14 protein-coding genes are annotated in these 17,013 nt (G+C 50.2%); all 14 read left to right on the top strand.

Annotated elements, in window-relative coordinates:
- Nucleotides 1-24 precede the first annotated feature (24 nt).
- The 14 genes from HW447_RS03935 (at nt 25) to HW447_RS03875 (ending at nt 17,011) form a co-directional block, all read left to right on the top strand.
- On the top strand, nt 25-219 hold the full coding sequence (locus HW447_RS03935; RefSeq protein WP_176254022.1) for a hypothetical protein: 195 nt from the start codon (nt 25-27) through the stop codon (nt 217-219).
- A gap of 108 nt (nt 220-327) precedes the next feature.
- Nucleotides 328-450 carry a hypothetical protein gene (locus HW447_RS18100; protein ID WP_279285650.1) on the top strand — a complete coding sequence of 41 codons (123 nt, stop codon included), beginning with the start codon at nt 328-330 and terminating at the stop codon, nt 448-450.
- Nucleotides 451-493: 43 nt separating this feature from the next.
- A complete protein-coding gene (gene kdpF, locus HW447_RS03930) occupies nt 494-586 on the top strand; it encodes a K(+)-transporting ATPase subunit F (protein WP_176254021.1) in 93 nt (30 codons plus the stop codon).
- 40 nt (nt 587-626) lie between these two features.
- Nucleotides 627-2,354 carry a potassium-transporting ATPase subunit KdpA gene (kdpA, locus tag HW447_RS03925; RefSeq protein ID WP_176254020.1) on the top strand — a complete coding sequence of 576 codons (1,728 nt, stop codon included), beginning with the start codon at nt 627-629 and terminating at the stop codon, nt 2,352-2,354.
- Between the two features lie 28 nt (nt 2,355-2,382).
- Nucleotides 2,383-4,437: a potassium-transporting ATPase subunit KdpB gene (gene kdpB / locus HW447_RS03920; protein WP_176254019.1), complete on the top strand. Its 2,055-nt coding sequence runs from the start codon at nt 2,383-2,385 to the stop codon at nt 4,435-4,437.
- Between the two features lie 40 nt (nt 4,438-4,477).
- Nucleotides 4,478-5,116, top strand: coding sequence for a potassium-transporting ATPase subunit KdpC (gene kdpC / locus HW447_RS03915; RefSeq protein WP_176254018.1), 639 nt, complete (start codon nt 4,478-4,480; stop codon nt 5,114-5,116).
- A 10-nt stretch (nt 5,117-5,126) separates the two neighbouring features.
- Nucleotides 5,127-7,187 carry a DUF4118 domain-containing protein gene (locus HW447_RS03910; protein WP_176254017.1) on the top strand — a complete coding sequence of 687 codons (2,061 nt, stop codon included), beginning with the start codon at nt 5,127-5,129 and terminating at the stop codon, nt 7,185-7,187.
- A complete protein-coding gene (locus HW447_RS03905; protein WP_176254016.1) occupies nt 7,184-9,142 on the top strand; it encodes an ATP-binding protein in 1,959 nt (652 codons plus the stop codon). The genes HW447_RS03910 and HW447_RS03905 overlap by 4 nt, the downstream gene beginning before the upstream one ends.
- A 119-nt stretch (nt 9,143-9,261) precedes the next feature.
- A complete protein-coding gene (locus tag HW447_RS03900) occupies nt 9,262-10,785 on the top strand; it encodes a 4Fe-4S dicluster domain-containing protein (protein WP_176254015.1) in 1,524 nt (507 codons plus the stop codon).
- Between the two features lie 474 nt (nt 10,786-11,259).
- Nucleotides 11,260-12,201 carry a 2-hydroxyacid dehydrogenase gene (locus tag HW447_RS03895; RefSeq protein WP_176254014.1) on the top strand — a complete coding sequence of 314 codons (942 nt, stop codon included), beginning with the start codon at nt 11,260-11,262 and terminating at the stop codon, nt 12,199-12,201.
- 95 nt (nt 12,202-12,296) lie between these two features.
- Nucleotides 12,297-12,572 carry an acylphosphatase gene (locus HW447_RS03890; RefSeq protein ID WP_176254013.1) on the top strand — a complete coding sequence of 92 codons (276 nt, stop codon included), beginning with the start codon at nt 12,297-12,299 and terminating at the stop codon, nt 12,570-12,572.
- A gap of 40 nt (nt 12,573-12,612) precedes the next feature.
- Nucleotides 12,613-13,470, top strand: a complete 858-nt coding sequence (locus tag HW447_RS03885; RefSeq protein WP_176254012.1) for a YihY/virulence factor BrkB family protein — start codon at nt 12,613-12,615, stop codon at nt 13,468-13,470.
- Nucleotides 13,471-13,497: 27 nt separating this feature from the next.
- Nucleotides 13,498-15,240, top strand: coding sequence for an ABC transporter ATP-binding protein (locus HW447_RS03880; protein ID WP_176254011.1), 1,743 nt, complete (start codon nt 13,498-13,500; stop codon nt 15,238-15,240).
- Nucleotides 15,227-17,011, top strand: coding sequence for an ABC transporter ATP-binding protein (locus tag HW447_RS03875; protein ID WP_176254010.1), 1,785 nt, complete (start codon nt 15,227-15,229; stop codon nt 17,009-17,011). The genes HW447_RS03880 and HW447_RS03875 overlap by 14 nt, the downstream gene beginning before the upstream one ends.
- Nucleotides 17,012-17,013 lie beyond the last annotated feature (2 nt).

The raw sequence follows: 17,013 nt of genomic DNA, 5'->3' as shown, positions 1-17,013 counted from the left end.
AAATCTGGGAAGGAGGAGCATATTATGAGCACAGGAAGAGGAGTAATTGCAAGAGTGGAAGCCGCCTTAGACCGCAGGGCAGAGAGATTTACCTTCCGTCATCCATATCTTACCATGGTCATTATGTTTATAGCTGTGCCGCTTCTTATGCTGGCTGCGGTTTCAGCGCTGACACTGTTGGCGGCTTTGCCGGCGGCGATGCTGTTTGGATTATTATGAGGGATCAGGAAGGTCTTAATGCAATCTTAATATTGGGAGTTAAATATTTAACGCCTATTTTATTATAACTGTGATAATCTGTTGAGGATCAAAAGGAGGAAATAGATAATGGACATTTTGATAATGGACGCTTTAATGATAGGAACTCTGTTGGCCGGTTTTGGACTGCTGAGGCTTTTTCTTGGCTGGTGTATCGACCAGACAGAAGGAGAAAACGGTAAAAAAGGATAAAAGGCCGTTTCTTCAGCTGCGGTTAAGAAAACAGAAGGAGGAAATGGATATGGCAGGAATGGTCGTTTTAGGATTGATCCTGGCAGGACTTGCCGGGTATCTGGTGTACGCGCTGGTGTACCCGGAAAAGCTGTGAAAATCAGCACATAAATGACAAACAGGAGGAAAAAAGTGTTATGTTGCAGATTATAGCGGCGCTTGTGATCTATATCGCCCTGGTGATTCCCATGGGAACGTACCTGTATCACATAGCGTCAGGCCAAAAAACATTTGCGGATCCTGTATTTAACAGGATCGATAACGGGATCTATAAGATCTGTGGGATAAATAGACAGGGGATGAACTGGAAACAGTATGTGGCCAGCCTGCTGACGACGAATGCAGTGATGATTTTTGCGGGATATCTGATCCTGCGTATTCAGGGAAGTCTGTTTTTAAATCCTAATGGAATTGAAGGAATGGAGCCGACCCTGGCTTTTAATACCATTATCAGCTTTATGACCAATACAAACCTCCAGCATTATGCGGGAGAGTCGGGACTTTCCTATTTGAGTCAGACGCTGGTCATCATTTTTATGATGTTTACATCCGCTGCCACAGGATATGCGGCCTGCATGGCTTTTATCCGCGGCATCACGGGAAGCGGAACACATCTGGGAAATTTTCATGAGGATTTCATCCGCATTACCACCCGCGTGCTGATTCCCTTCTCTATTATTATTGCTCTGATCCTGGTAAGTCAGGGAACACCGGAAAATTATACAGCCAACCTTACGCTGCATACGCTGGAGGGAAAGAACCAGGACATTGCCATGGGACCTATGGCGGCCCTGGTAGCCATTAAGCATCTGGGAACCAACGGCGGCGGCTTTCTGGGAGCAAATTCGGCAACGCCTCTGGAGAATCCGACGATTCTTACCAATCTGGTAGAGATGTACGCCATGGCGATTCTGCCGGGAGCCTGTGTGATCGTATTTGGAAAGATGTTTCATGACAGAAAGAAAGAGAATGGTGCAGAGGCAAAGAAGATGCGTGCGCTCATCGGACATCAGGCACGACCGATTCTCGGAGCAATGGCAATTCTGTTCCTGATCGGCCTGTCCATATGCTTTTTTGCAGAAAAGGCGGGAAATCCGCTTCTGGAGCACGCAGGTTTAAGCCAGGCCATGGGGAATATGGAAGGAAAGGAAGTCCGCTTTGGAATCGATCAGTCGGTTCTGTTTACTACGGTCACAACCTCCTTTACCACAGGTACTGTAAACAATATGCATGATTCGCTGACGTCTCTGGGCGGTATGGTACCGCTGCTGCATATGATGCTCAACTGCGTATTTGGCGGTAAGGGCGTGGGCTTTATGAATATGATCATGTATGCTATTCTGGCGGTATTCCTCTGCGGCCTGATGATCGGCCGTACACCGGAATATCTGGGAAAGAAGATCGAGGGCAGAGAGATGAAGCTGATCGTAATCGTGCTCATTCTTCATCCCCTTTTGATCCTGGGCTTTTCTGCCCTGGCAGTAGTAAACCAGGCAGGACTTGCAGGAATTACCAATCCAGGCTTTCACGGTCTGACCCAGGTGCTGTATGAGTTTGCCTCTTCAGCGGCAAACAATGGTTCCGGCTTTGAGGGACTGGCAGACAACACAGGATTTTGGAATATCACAACGGGTATTGTAATGTTCTTAGGAAGATATATTCCCATTATCGCCCAGCTGGCCATTGCGGGAAGCCTGTTTGCAAAGCGCCGCATGAACGAGAGTGCAGGCACCCTGCGTACGGATAATGTGATCTTTACCATGACCCTTGTGTTTATTGTCTATATTTTCGCGGCTCTGACCTTTTTCCCGGCTTTGGCTCTGGGACCGATCGCAGAGCATTTGATCCTGTGGTTCCCCATGTAGACGGAACATCAGGTAGAAAGGAATTCCTATGGCAAGAGAGAAACAGACTAAATTTATTACGAAGGACATTCTGGACAGCTCCATAAAAGGAGCTTTTCAGAAACTGGATCCCAGGTACATGATAAAAAATCCAGTGATGTTCGTGGTAGAGATCGGATTTTTTATTACATTGGTACTGAGTATTTTTCCAACGGTTTTTGGAGACGGATCTGACCTTCGGATTTATAATATAGTAGTAACGGTTATTTTGTTTGTGACGATTCTGTTCGCCAACTTCGCAGAATCCGTGGCAGAGGGGCGCGGAAAAGCCCAGGCGGAAACCCTTAAAAAAACGAAAAAGGATACCACGGCCCGTCTGCTGGACAAAAACGGAAAGGATACCGTCATTCCGGCTTCTCAGTTAAAGAAGGGGGATGTGGTGCTTGTTAAGACAGGAGAACTGATTCCAAATGACGGTGAGGTCATTGAGGGAATTGCCTCTGTAGATGAGTCAGCCATCACCGGTGAGTCTGCCCCTGTGACAAGAGAGGCAGGCGGAGATTTTTCTTCTGTAACAGGAGGAACCACCGTTGTATCAGACTGGTTAAAGATTCGGATCACCTCAGAACCGGGACAGTCATTTTTGGATAAGATGATTTCTCTGGTAGAGGGTGCATCCCGACAGAAAACTCCCAACGAAATCGCATTAAATACGCTCCTTGTGAGTTTGACTATTGTGTTTCTGATTGTAGTTGTAACGCTGCACTGCTTTGCAGACTATACTCAGACACGGATTCCGATTTCTACACTAATCGCCCTGCTGGTGTGTCTGATCCCCACTACCATCGGCGGCCTGCTTTCCGCCATCGGTATTGCGGGAATGGACCGTGTGACCCGGTTTAACGTGATCGCCATGAGCGGAAAGGCTGTAGAAGCCTGCGGAGACGTGGATACCATGATTCTGGATAAGACAGGAACCATTACATACGGAAATCGTCTGGCGGCAGAGTTTTATCCCGTAAAGGGAATCTCAAAGGAGGATCTGATCGACTATGCGGTCATGACGTCCTTAAAGGACAGTACCCCGGAGGGAAAATCGGTAGTAGAACTGGCAGATACCATGGGAACCCGGATCGATCCTTCCACTGCAGATCAGATGGAATTTGTTGAGTTTACGGCTCAGACTAAGATGAGCGGCGTCAACCTTTCAAATGGAATGGAAGTGAGAAAGGGAGCTTCGGAAGCGATCAAGGCCCGTGTAGCAGAACTGAACGGAACTATCCCGGAGGATCTGGAAGAGATTGTAACAAAGATTTCCAAGCTGGGAGGCACTCCTTTGGTAGTATGCGCGGGAAATGTGATCTACGGCGTGATTTATCTGAAGGATACAGTAAAGCCGGGACTGACCGAGCGGTTTGAGCGGCTGCGCCAGATTGGTATTAAGACGATTATGTGTACAGGCGATAATCCTCTGACAGCGGCCACTATTGCCAAGGAGGCTGGAGTAGACGGATTCATCGCAGAGTGCAAGCCGGAGGATAAGATTGAAGCCATAAAGAAAGAGCAGCTGGAAGGAAAAATCGTGGCAATGACTGGCGACGGAACCAATGATGCTCCGGCTCTGGCGCAGGCAGATGTCGGCCTGGCGATGAATTCCGGAACCGCTGCAGCAAAAGAGGCAGCCAATATGGTGGATCTTGATTCAGACCCTACCAAGATTCTGGAAGTGGTGGAGATCGGAAAACAGCTGCTGATCACCCGCGGTTCGCTGACGACCTTCAGTATCGCAAATGATGTGGCAAAGTATTTTGCAATCATTCCCGCTATGTTTATGATGGTGATCCCCCAGATGGAGAGGCTGAATATTATGGGACTTTCCAGCCCCTACAGCGCGATCCTGTCTGCGCTGATCTTTAACGCCCTCATTATTCCCGGTCTGATTCCCATTGCCATGCGCGGAGTGAAGTACAGGCCCATGAGCTCTGAGCGTATGCTGCTTAAGAATATGGGAATCTACGGAGTGGGCGGAATTATCGTGCCCTTTATTGGAATCAAGATCATTGATCTTTTGATCGCTCCGCTTGTTGGAATGATGGGATTGTAAAGGTCATTTCCGCAGGCTATGAATGAGGAGGAACAGGAGCATGAAACAATTTTTAAAGACATTAAAGGGAGCGGTAATCCTGACAGTGCTTATGGCTGTCTTAAGCTCCGTGGTATATCCGGCGGTCACTACCATACTGGCCCAGACCTTTTTTAAGGAGAAGGCCAATGGAAGCCTGATCTACGCAGATGGAACGGCCATTGGTTCAGAACTGGTTGGACAAAAATGGGAGGATCCACGGTTCTTTAAGGGAAGACCTTCATCTGTGAATTACAATGTTTATACGGATGAGGAAAAGGAAAATGGAAGCTACACAGGCGTAGCTTCCGGAACCTACAACTACGGCCCTACCAATGAGAAACTGACTGACAGAGTGGAGGAAGCGGTAGCCGCCTTTAAGGAGGAGTATAAAAAAGCTACCGGAAAGGAACTGACGGAGGAGATTCCGGCAGACCTCTTTACAGCATCCGGCTCTGGATTGGATCCCCATATCAGCCCGGCAGCCGCACGGATCCAGGTTCCGATTGTGGCGGCTGCCTCAGGCCTTGATGAAGGGGAAGTAAATAAGCTGGTAGAGGCGCATACAGAGCACAAGCTGCTTGGCATCTTCGGCGAGGAAAGAGTCAATGTGCTGGAGCTGAACCTGGATCTGGCAAAGAAACTGGGAATCACAGCATAAGGAGGTTGCCATGGAAGATAACAGGCCGGATCCGGAGCTTCTTTTAAAGAAGATCAGGCAGGAAGAAGAGAAGCGAAAAAAAGAGCAAAAGGGAAAATTAAAGATTTTTCTGGGATATGCGGCCGGCGTAGGCAAGACATACGCCATGCTGGAAGCGGCTCAGACGATCCGGGAAAAGGGCGGGGAAGTGGTGGCCGGCTATATCGAGCCTCATGACCGCCCGGCAACACTTGCTATGGCGGAAGGGCTGGAGAACCTTCCGCCTCTTATGGTTGAATACAAGGGAATCCGCCTGAGGGAGTTTGATCTGGATGAGGCGTTAAAGAGAAAGCCGAAACTGATTCTGGTGGATGAGCTGGCCCATACCAATGCTCCCGGACTGCGCCACGAGAAACGGTATCAAGATGTGGAGGAACTGCTTCAGGCCGGGATCAGCGTGTATACAACGCTGAATATTCAGCATCTGGAAAGTCTGAATGACCAGATCGGAAGCATAACGGGAATCCGGGTTAGAGAACGAATTCCGGATGGGATCTTTGACCAGGCGGATCAGGTGGAGCTCATTGACATTGAACCGTCAGATCTTTTACAGAGGCTGAAGGAAGGCAAGATCTATCATGCAGCCCAGGCTGAGCGGGCACTGGATCATTTTTTCGCGGAGGAAAAGCTGATCGCTTTAAGGGAGATTGCCTTAAGGCGCACGGCAGACCGGGTAAACCGCTTGGCTGTGCTGGAGCGGGAAAACAGAGGAGGAGCGGATTACCATACAGGTGAGCACGTGCTGACCTGTATTTCGCCGTCTCCTACCTGTGCGAAGGTGATTCGGACTGCTTCCAGGCTGGCCTACGCTTTCAGGGGAGAATTTACGGCTCTATATGTAGAGACGCCTTCTCTTCAGGAGGCGGATCCCCAGACAAAGCGGATGGTGGAGGAAAATATCCATCTGGCAAAGGCCCTGGGAGCCAAAATCGCCACGGTATTTGGGGAAGATATTGCAGGGCAGATTGCAGAATACGCCAAGCTCAGCAATGTATCAAAAGTAGTGCTGGGGAGAACCAACCATAAGATTCTCTTTGGACAGACCAAGGGTTCTCTGGCAGACCGGGTGGCTCAGTATGCCCCGCGTCTGGACATTTATATCATACCGGACATAGAGAACGGAGGAATACGCAAAAAACGGGGATTCTATGCGGGATATGGAAAAAAGAAAAAAGATAAGCCGGAACGCTTCATGCAGGGCATCGGGGGCGACTGGCTGAAATGTATTCTGGCTCTGGGCGTTTCTACGGCAGTCGGAATGATCTTTCAGTATTTTAAAATGTCAGAATCCAACATTATTATGCTTTATCTTCTGGGAATCCTTTTGGCTGCCATGAATACATCCCGGCGCATCTGTCTGGTGGTTGCCTCTGTACTCAGTGTGCTGTTGTTTAATTTTTGCTTTACAGAGCCTTTTTACAGTTTCCAGATGGAAGGCAGGGAATATCCGGTCACGGCGGCTGTCATGCTGGCAGCGGCGTTAATTACCTCTTCTCTGATGAGCAAGGTTCGCAGCCATTCAAAGGAGATGGCAAAAAAGGCATACCGCACAGAGATCCTTTTGGATAACAGCCGCAGGCTCCGCCGGGTTCGGGAGAAAAAGGAAGTGGTGAAAGAGGTAAGCGGGCAGATCAAGAAGATGCTGGGACTGCCTGTGCTTTTTTATCTCTACTCAGATGGCGGGCTGGAGGGACCGTATTTCCTTCCGGCAGACGGCGAAGGTCATATGCAGGTTGAGGAGTTTTTAAACCAGCAGGAACGGGCAGTGGCCATGTGGACGGCTGTCCGTGGAAAGAGGGCCGGAGCCTGTACCCATACCCTTCCAGATGCCAAAGCCATCTATCTCCCTGTAAAGAGCGGCGACCGGGTATACGGCGTGGTGGGAATCGCGCTGGAGGAGCGCAGGGAGATACCGCCTTTTGAATACAGCCTTATTACCGCCATGCTGAATGAGACGGGACTGGTGTTTGACCGTATGGAAATGATGGCGGCGGTTCACGAAGAGAAAGAAAGGAAAGGTGAAGAGCTATGACGCAGCAGGAACATATTCTGGTATGTCTGTCCTCTTCTCCAGCAAACAAAACGATTATCCAGGCGGCAGCCCGGATGGCGGAAGCGTTCAAGGGGGAGTTTACAGCTCTGTATGTTGAGACATCTCAGTCTCAGAGGATGGATGAAGAAGACAGGAGCAGGCTTCGCAGTCACGTCCGTCTGGCAAAAAAACTGGGAGCCAAGATCGAGACAACCTGCGGGGATGATATTGCGTTTCAGATTTCAGAATTTGCCCGGCTGTCCGGTATTACCAAGATTGTGATCGGAAGAAGTGTAACGGAGCGCAGCCATTTCTGGGGAAAGCAGCCCCTGACGGAACAGCTGATCGCAAATGCTCCCAATATGGATATCTATATCATCCCCTGTCAGATGGCGGAAACGGCCGGTTTCAGCCGCAAAAACATACAGAGCGCTCTGGTGCTGTCTGTGGGAGACATCACAAAAAGTATTCTGGGACTGGCGGCAGCCAGCTGTATTGGAACCCTGTTTGAACAGCTTGGGTTTGATGAGGCAAATATTATCACAGTCTTTGTACTGGCGGTGCTGATTATTTCCGTTACCATCCGCAATCAGATCTACAGCCTGATTGCAGCCATTGTCAGTGTGCTGGTGTTTAATTTCCTTTTTACAGCTCCTAAATATACGCTGGTGGCTTATGACCGGGGATATCCGGTTACATTTCTCATCATGTTTGTAGCGGCTTTTCTCACAGGCACCCTTGCGTCCAGAATGAAAAGAAGTTCCAGGCAGCTGGCTCATGTAGCCTTTCGGACAAGAGTCCTCTTTGAAACCAATCAGCTTCTGCAGCAGAAAAAGACCCGCAATGAGATTGTCAGCGCCACGGCCCATCAGCTGATTAAGCTTCTGGACCGGGATATCATCTTTTATCTGGTAAAGGATGGAAAGCTGGGGACTCCGAAGGTTTTTCGGACAGAGGGAGATGATATACCGGAGGCCTATACGTCTTTGGAGGAGAAAAAGGCCGCCCAGTGGGCCTTTGATAATAACCGCCATGCGGGAGCCACGACGCGGAACCTGTCTCACGCCAGCTGTCTGTACCTGGCTGTGCGGGTCAATGATACGGTTTATGGGGTGGTGGGCATTGTAATCGGGAATCAGCCGCTTGCAGCCTTTGAGAACAGCATCCTTCTTTCCATTCTGGGCGAGTGCGCTCTGGCGCTGGAAAATGAAAAGAATGCCTGGGAAAAGCAGGAGGCGGCCCTGCTGGCAAAAAATGAGCAGCTTCGTTCTCAGCTTCTAAGGGCCATTTCCCACGATCTGCGCACCCCGCTTACTTCGATTTCAGGAAATGCCAGCAACCTGCTTTCCAACAGCCCTTCCTTCGACGAAGCTACCAGACAGAGCCTCTATCAGGATATTTATGATGACTCCATGTGGCTGATCAATCTGGTGGAGAACCTCCTTTCTGTTACGCGTCTGGAAGAGGGCAGACTGAATCTGAATATGTCTGCAGAGCTGGTGGATGAGGTGGTAAAGGAGGCTTTAAACCACGTAGACCGGAAAAGCTCAGAGCATACCATTACCGTCAGCCATGAGGATGAGTTTCTCCTGGCCCGGATGGATGCCAAGCTGATCGTTCAGGTGGTGATCAATCTGGTAAATAATGCTATTAAGTATACCCCTGCGGGATCTCACATTGCTGTTGCAACCAGAAAAGACGGAAAGTGGGCAGTGATCGCGGTAGCAGACGACGGCCCCGGCGTTCCCGACGAAAACAAGCAAAAGCTGTTTGATATGTTTTACAGCGGGGCCAATCGGATCGTAGACAGCAGGCGCAGTCTGGGACTTGGGCTTTCTCTGTGCAAATCCATTGTAAACGCACATGGAGGAACCATTACCATCAGCGATCACGTGCCCCATGGGGCTGTGTTTACGTTTACGCTGCCAGCAGAAGAGGTACGGCTGACGGAGTGACCGTCAAACGTGTATTTTTAACGGTACAAGGCGATTGTATGCAGAAAAAGGCTTGCAATCGCCTTTTTTACTGCATATAATGTAGTTTGACAAAAAATAGACAAGTGAGGATACATAACATGAGAGGAGTAGAGACCAGGATCCAGGAGATCCGCCACAGAATTTTCCGTGAAGTTGCCCGTATGGCTTACCACACCGAATGGCCGGTAGACAAGCGGATTGAAGAACTTCCATATAAAATTATTCCCGGTGAGGTGGGAAATTTCCGCAACGATGTATTTCTGGAGCGTGCCATCGTAGGTGAGAGACTGCGCCTTGCCATGGGACTTCCCAGCCGCAGCGCTGCAGAGCACGCGCCTCTTTCTGATAATATTGAGGCAGCAGATAAGGCAGAGACCTATTACACCCCGCCTTTAATCAATGTGATCAAGTTTGCCTGCAATGCCTGCAAGGAAAAGAGAGTTTATGTAACTGACGGCTGCCAGGGCTGTCTGGCACACCCCTGCGTGGAAGTCTGTCCAAAGGACGCTATTCATTTAGACCGCACCAATGGCCGTTCCCATATTGATGAAGACAAGTGCATCAAGTGCGGAAAGTGCGCCACTGTCTGTTCCTACAAGGCCATCATCACACAGGAGCGCCCCTGTGCAGCTGCCTGCGGTATGGACGCCATTCATTCAGACGAGAACGGCAAGGCGGATATTGACTATGAGAAGTGCGTTTCCTGCGGCCAGTGTCTTGTAAATTGTCCCTTCGGCGCCATTGCGGACAAGTCCCAGATCTTCCAGGTGATCCGTTCCATCCAGTCCGGTGAGAAGGTTTATGCAGCCGTTGCTCCTGCTTTTGTAGGCCAGTTCGGGCCAAAGGTAACCCCCGGAAAGCTTCGCGCAGCTATGAAGGCTCTGGGCTTTACGGATGTATTTGAGGTAGCCATCGGTGCTGACCTGTGCGCGACCCAGGAGGCCAATGACTTTATAGAGGAGGTTCCAGAGAAGCTTCCATTTATGGCTACTTCCTGCTGTCCTGCCTGGTCAGTGATGGCAAAGAAGCTTTTCCCAGAGCACGCCAACTGTATTTCCATGGCCCTGACCCCCATGGTGCTGACTGCCAGACTGATCAAGCAGGAGCATCCGGACGCTAAGATCGTGTTCATCGGCCCCTGCGCCGCAAAGAAACTGGAGGCCATGAGAAAGTCTGTGCGCAGCGAGGTGGATTTTGTTCTTACCTTTGAGGAGATGGATGGAATCTTTGATGCAAAGCACGTGGATATTGAAAACATCGAGGAAGATCCCGACGGTGTAAACGACGCTTCTGCCGATGGAAGAAATTTTGCGGTAGCGGGAGGCGTTGCCAAGTCTGTTGCAGATGTGATCCATGAAAAATACCCGGATCGCGAGGTAAAAATCGCAAACGCGGAAGGCTTAAAGGAATGCCGTCAGCTTCTTAAGATGGCCACTCTTGGAAAATACAACGGCTATCTGTTAGAGGGTATGGCCTGTCCCGGCGGCTGTGTAGCCGGAGCCGGAACCATGCAGCCAGTAAAGAAGTCCCAGGCAGCGGTAAACCTTTACGCTTCCAAGGCGCATCATAAGAACTCTAATGAAACAGAGCACGTAAAAGAGCTGGATAAGCTTGTATACTAAGCAGCACAAAAAACCCTCCGGGCCGCGAAGATTTGCGGCTTTGGAGGTTTTTTTTATTGAAATATCAGGTACCTGTGCAATTAGAAAATAGATTTTCCGCCCAGTTGCACTGGAAAGAAAATTACTTTATAATGATTAGTAAGAAGGAGAAAGTGGGAATGAGCCTTTTTATGTAATGCTCTGAAAAGAGGATACAGAGCTTTTAAAATGGCTGGATTATGCCATTACAGAGATGGATCGGGAGGATCCAGCCTGGAGTGTGCATTTGTCAAACAAGTATTATGAGGTCGGTCCCCATGGCACCCCCTATTTTACGAGAGAAGGAAAAGGCTTTTCTGGAAGGAAACTGCGCCTGCTTTTTGAGGAAGATAAAAAGGCTGATACTTGTAAAAATCTTCCGCCTGCTATATAATCAAGAAAGCGCGATACGACCCGGCTGTATGGCCGGGTCATTTTAATGGAGGTACATAAAAGATGAAGCTGGTGATTATTGAGCCCTTGGGCGTAGAAAAGGAAAAGCTGCTTTCCATGGCACAGGAGGCACTAAGCGGCCGGATGGAGATTGTATATTATGATACAAGGACAACGGATACAAACGAGCTGATCCAAAGGGGAGAGGACGCGGATGTGATCGTGGTGTCTAATCTTTCCTTAAATGGAGATGTTATCCGGGGATGCAGGAATCTGAAACTTTTATCAGTGGCATTTACAGGGGTAGATCATATCGACATGGCAGCCTGCAGAGCGCGGGGGATTACCGTGTGCAACTGTGCCGGCTATTCCACCTGCGCGGTGGCAGATCTGGTGTTCGGCCTTCTGATCAGCCTGTACCGGAATATTATCCCCTGCGACAGCGTCTGCCGCAGGGGGGGAACAAAAGATGGCCTGGTGGGTTTTGAACTGGAGGGAAAGACCTTCGGCGTTATCGGCACTGGTGCGATCGGCCTGCGGGTAGCAGCCATCGCACAGGCCTTTGGCTGCCGGGTGCTTGCCTTCAGCCGGACGGTTAAGGAGATCCCCGGCATAACCTATGTGGAGCTGGATACACTTTTAGAGGAAAGCGATATCATTTCTCTCCATGTGCCTTTAAATGACGCTACCAGAGGCATGATTGGAGCGGAAGAGATTCAAAAGATGAAGAAAAGTGCTGTGCTCATCAACACGGCCAGAGGGCCGGTGACGGACGCTAACGCGCTGTCAGAAGCTTTAAAGGCGGGAAGAATTGCAGGAGCCTGCGTGGATGTATTTGAAAATGAGCCGCCAGTGGCAGCAGATCATCCCCTTTTTTCGGCTCCCAACACCATCGTCACTCCCCACATTGCCTTTGCAACCAGGGAAGCTATGGTAAAACGGGCGGTGACGGTGTTTGAAAATGTGAAACTGTACTTAAAGGGAACACCGCAGAATGTGATGTAAACCATAAAAGTCTGCTTAAGACGATATGCATCATCTGAGAATTTTATCTGCATCCTGGGCATTTTGTCACAGATGAGAAAGAAAGGACATATGATATGAAACAGATCCGCAGACATATTTATTTCTCCGGCCGGGTACAGGGGGTGGGATTTCGTTTTACAGCCTGCTATCTGGCCAGCCATCTGGGCCTGACGGGCTGGGTGAAAAATCTTTGCGACGGGAGAGTAGAGATGGAGGTTCAGGGAACGGAGGACTATATTGACCTTTTAATCCTGCGGTTAAAAGAAGGACGCTATATCCAGATTGAGGATATGGAAACAGAGGAGCTTCCGGTTCAGACGAAAGAGAGCGGGTTTCGTGAGACCTGGTAGCCTGTTTTTAAAATGGGTTCGGTCAGAAAGGGGGATGAGGATGATGGCATGGATCATAAGAGGAAAAAAGATCTATGATAAATATAAGACGGATGAGATGACCGTGTATGCGGCTCAGGTCTCCTTTTTTGTGATGCTGTCCTTTGTTCCTTTTATTATGCTGCTTCTGACCGCAGTCCAGATGATCCCCGCTATCTCCCAGGCGGAAGTTCTGGAACTGGTGGTAGAACTGACCCCGGCAGATTACAAGTCCCTGGCTTTTCGCATTGTAAATGATCTGTCCTTGAAATCTCCAGCCACCATGATCTCTGTTACGGCAGTGACGGCGCTGTGGTCCGCAGGACGCGGGATGTTCAGCATGGCGCGGGGGCTGGATCGGGTCTGGGGAAAGGAAGATAAGTACTGGTATGTGATCAGCCGTCTGATCTGCTGCGGCTATACCATCGTTTTTGTGGCCGTGTGCCTTCTTTCACTGATCCTTCTGGTCTTTGGACAGATCCTGCAGGGCTTTCTGGAGGCTCATTTTCCCTTTGTGGGGGTCATCACCGGAACGTTTATCGACCTGCGGGCCATCTGGTTTTTTCTGGTGCTGTTTGTGTTCTTTCTGGGGATATATACCTTTGTGCCGGAGAAACGGCTGAGGGTCAGGGATCAGATTCCCGGCGCTCTTTTTTCCACCCTGGGGTGGCTGCTCTTTTCCTTTGCTTTTTCCATCTATTTTAACCGGATGGGAGGCGGCGGATATTCCTATATGTACGGGAGCCTGGCAGCCATCGTCCTTCTGCTTTTATGGCTGTATTTCTGCCTGTGTATTCTCTTTCTGGGCGCAGAGATCAATTATTTCTGGACAGAACACAGGGAATTTATGGACGGCAGGGCAGAGGAGCAGATCCCGTAACAAAATTTTAAGACAGGAGAAGTGGCAATGAAGCGATTGCTCAGTTACATGAAGGCTTACAGGAAGGAAAGTCTCCTGGGCCCTCTTTTTAAAATGCTGGAGGCCAGCTTTGAATTGCTTGTGCCTTTAGTGGTTGCAAGTATGGTAGATGTGGGTATCCGCGGCCGGGACGTATCCTATGTGCTGCGGATGGGAGGGATTCTGGTGCTCCTTGGGATCATCGGTCTGGCCTGCTCCCTGACGGCGCAGTATTTTGCGGCCAGGGCGGCCACAGGGGCGGCTACGGCCATGAGAAATAATCTCTTTTCTCATATAGCCGGTCTGTCTTATACAGAAATCGACCAGATAGGCGCCTCCACGCTGATTACCCGCATGACAAGTGATATCAACCAGGTGCAGAATGGTATCAATATGACGCTGCGCCTGCTGCTGCGGTCTCCCTTTGTGGTATTTGGAGCCATGATCATGGCTTTTACGGTAGATGTAAGAGCCGCTATGGTCTTTGCAGTGACGATACCGGTGCTGTGTGTGATCGTATTTGGCATTATGCTGGTCAGTATGCCTTTATATCAATCCGTCCAAAGACAGCTGGATCGGGTTCTTCTTACTACGAGAGAAAATCTCATGGGCGTCCGGGTGATTCGGGCTTTTAACCGGCAGGACAGCGAAAAGGAGAAGTTTGAGAAGGAAAACAGCGGCCTGGTGCAGATGCAGGTCTTTGTAGGAAAGATATCTGCCCTGCTGAATCCTGTTACCTATGTGATTATTAACCTGGCTACCGTGGTGGTGATCTGGGTGGGCGGACAGCAGACGGACTCTGGCATCATCAGCCAGGGACAGGTGATTGCGCTTGTAAACTATATGTCCCAGATCCTGGTGGAGCTGATTAAGATGGCAAACCTGATCATCCTGATCTCCAAGGCGGTGGCCTGTATGAAACGGGTAGACGGAGTCTTTCAGATGGAGAGCAGCCTGAAGGATGGAGAAAAAATCTCACAGGATCATCCGGCCTTCCCCAAGGTAGAGTTTGCAAATGTAAGTTTCGCCTATGGAGGATCCAAGTCAGATTCTCTCTCCGGTGTTTCATTTAAGGCCATGAGGGGACAGACCGTCGGCGTCATCGGAGGCACAGGCTCCGGCAAATCCAGCCTTGTAAACCTGATCCCACGGTTTTATGACGCCGGGGAAGGTCAGGTTCTGGTGGACGGCACAGATGTAAGAGAATATTCCATGGAAACGCTTCGTTCGGTGATCGGCACCGTGCCCCAGAAGGCGGTGCTCTTTAAAGGGACGCTCCGGGAAAATATGCGCTGGGGAAAACCGGATGCTTCGGATGAAGAAATTTACGCGGCGCTGGAAACAGCCCAGGCAAGGGATTTTGTAGACCAGAAAGGCCAGGGGCTGGAGCTTCCCATTGATCAGGGCGGACATAATCTTTCCGGAGGTCAGCGCCAGCGCCTTACCATCGCCAGGGCTCTGGTGCGTTGCCCGCAGATTCTGATTCTGGATGACAGCGCCTCCGCCCTGGACTTTGCAACAGACGCCAGGCTGAGAAAGGCCATCCGCAGCCGGACAAAGGACATGACAGTGTTTATCGTATCCCAGCGAGCCTCTGCCATCCGAAACGCAGACCAGATCCTGGTGCTGGATGACGGCCGCCTGGCCGGCATGGGAACACACAGGGAGCTTCTTAAGACTTGTGAGGTTTACCGGGAGATCTGTCTGTCCCAGCTTTCAAAAGAGGAGGTGGAACGGGATGAGCAGCAGTAAACAGATAAAGCCCGATAAAAATAAGAACATACAGACCCTTAAGAGGATTCTCCAGTATATAAAAGGCTACCGGCCTGCGGTGCTGCTGTCCTTGTCTTTAGCCGTAGCTACGGTGGCTCTGACGCTTTATATCCCAATTCTTACAGGGCGGGCAGTGGATCAGATTATTGGCGCGGGACAGGTGGATTTTTCCAGCCTGTTTGGCATCATCCGCACCATCCTGGTCACAATGGCCCTGACGGCGGTCAGCCAGTGGCTGATGAACCACATTAACAATACCATTACTTACCGGGTATCAAAGGATATCCGAACCAGAGCATTTAACCAGCTGGAGATCCTGCCATTAAGCTACATTGATTCCCATCCGGCGGGAGATATCATCAGCCGGATTATCGCAGACATCGACCAGTTCACCGAGGGCCTGCTGTTAGGATTTACCCAGTTATTTACAGGTGTTTTGACTATTTTGGGAACGCTGATCTTCATGATATCCATTCAGCCGCTTATCACAGCGGCAGTGGTAGTGCTGACGCCGATCTCGCTGTTTGTAGCAAGCTTTATTGCAAAAAAGACCTTTGTGATGTTTAAGCGCCAGTCCGAAACACGGGGAGAGCTTACAACCCTGACAGACGAGATGCTGGGAAATATGAAAGTAGTCCAGGCCTTTGGCTACCAGAAGGAGGCGCAGAAACGCTTTGAGGAGATCAACGGCCGTCTGGCAGGCTATACCTTAAGAGCTACCTTTTTTTCTTCCGTCACCAATCCGGCCACCCGCTTTGTCAACAGCATGGTATATGCGGCAGTAGGAATCACCGGAGCTTTGGGAGCTATTCATGGGATTCTTACCATTGGCCAGCTCACCAGCTTTTTAAGCTACGCAAACCAGTATACAAAGCCGTTTAACGAGATCTCCGGAGTAGTAACGGAACTGCAGAATGCGCTGGCTTCCGCCGCCAGAGTCTTTGAACTCATGGATGAAAAGACCATTCCGAAAGACCGGGAAAATGCTGTGGAATTAAAAAATGTAGAGGGCAATGTAGAACTTGACCATATAAGTTTTTCCTACACGCCCCGCCGGCCCCTGATCGAGGATTTAAACCTTACAGTAAAGCCGGGCCAGCGGGTGGCTATTGTAGGCCTGACCGGCTGCGGAAAGACCACAGTCATCAACCTTCTTATGCGGTTTTACGATGTAGATCAGGGCGCTGTGCGCGTGGAAGGCGCCGATATCCGGGATGTGACGCGGGAGAGCCTCAGAGCCAGCTATGGCATGGTCCTTCAGGAAACCTGGTTAAAATCCGGCACCATCCGGGAGAACATATCCTACGGCCGGCCGGAGGCCACAGAGGAGGAGATCATCCAGGCGGCAAAAGAGGCCCATGCCCACAGCTTTATCATGCGTATGCCAAAGGGGTATGACACGGTGATCCGCGAGGATGGAGGAAACCTGTCTCAGGGCCAGAAACAGCTTTTATGCATTGCCAGAGTCATGCTCTGTCTGCCGCCCATGCTGATTCTGGACGAAGCTACCTCTTCCATTGATACCCGAACAGAGATTCAGGTTCAGAAGGCATTTTCCAGGATGATGGAGGGACGCACCAGCTTTATCGTAGCCCACAGGCTTTCCACCATCCGGGAGGCGGATGTGATCCTTGTGATGCGGGAGGGACGCATTGTGGAACAAGGCCGTCATGAAGAGCTGCTTAAAGCCGGCGGATTTTACGCAGAGATCTATAACAGTCAGTTTGCGGCAGCGGAAGGGGATGTTTAAAC

This window comes from Enterocloster alcoholdehydrogenati, assembly GCF_013282095.1.
GTDB lineage: Bacteria > Bacillota > Clostridia > Lachnospirales > Lachnospiraceae > Enterocloster > Enterocloster alcoholdehydrogenati.
This window is presented reverse-complemented; position numbering and strand designations above follow the sequence as displayed.

Bases quoted from the DNA above. Each gene is read 5' to 3' on its own strand.
- kdpC (WP_176254018.1), top strand. From the start codon at position 4,478: ATGAAACAATTTTTAAAGACATTAAAGGGAGCGGTAATCCTGACAGTG.
- HW447_RS03885 (WP_176254012.1), top strand. From the start codon at position 12,613: ATGATGGCATGGATCATAAGAGGAAAAAAGATCTATGATAAATATAAG.
- HW447_RS18100 (WP_279285650.1), top strand. From the start codon at position 328: ATGGACATTTTGATAATGGACGCTTTAATGATAGGAACTCTGTTGGCC.
- HW447_RS03935 (WP_176254022.1), top strand. From the start codon at position 25: ATGAGCACAGGAAGAGGAGTAATTGCAAGAGTGGAAGCCGCCTTAGAC.
- kdpB (WP_176254019.1), top strand. From the start codon at position 2,383: ATGGCAAGAGAGAAACAGACTAAATTTATTACGAAGGACATTCTGGAC.
- kdpF (WP_176254021.1), top strand. From the start codon at position 494: ATGGATATGGCAGGAATGGTCGTTTTAGGATTGATCCTGGCAGGACTT.
- HW447_RS03895 (WP_176254014.1), top strand. From the start codon at position 11,260: ATGAAGCTGGTGATTATTGAGCCCTTGGGCGTAGAAAAGGAAAAGCTG.
- HW447_RS03905 (WP_176254016.1), top strand. From the start codon at position 7,184: ATGACGCAGCAGGAACATATTCTGGTATGTCTGTCCTCTTCTCCAGCA.
- kdpA (WP_176254020.1), top strand. From the start codon at position 627: ATGTTGCAGATTATAGCGGCGCTTGTGATCTATATCGCCCTGGTGATT.
- HW447_RS03910 (WP_176254017.1), top strand. From the start codon at position 5,127: ATGGAAGATAACAGGCCGGATCCGGAGCTTCTTTTAAAGAAGATCAGG.
- HW447_RS03890 (WP_176254013.1), top strand. From the start codon at position 12,297: ATGAAACAGATCCGCAGACATATTTATTTCTCCGGCCGGGTACAGGGG.
- HW447_RS03900 (WP_176254015.1), top strand. From the start codon at position 9,262: ATGAGAGGAGTAGAGACCAGGATCCAGGAGATCCGCCACAGAATTTTC.
- HW447_RS03880 (WP_176254011.1), top strand. From the start codon at position 13,498: ATGAAGCGATTGCTCAGTTACATGAAGGCTTACAGGAAGGAAAGTCTC.
- HW447_RS03875 (WP_176254010.1), top strand. From the start codon at position 15,227: ATGAGCAGCAGTAAACAGATAAAGCCCGATAAAAATAAGAACATACAG.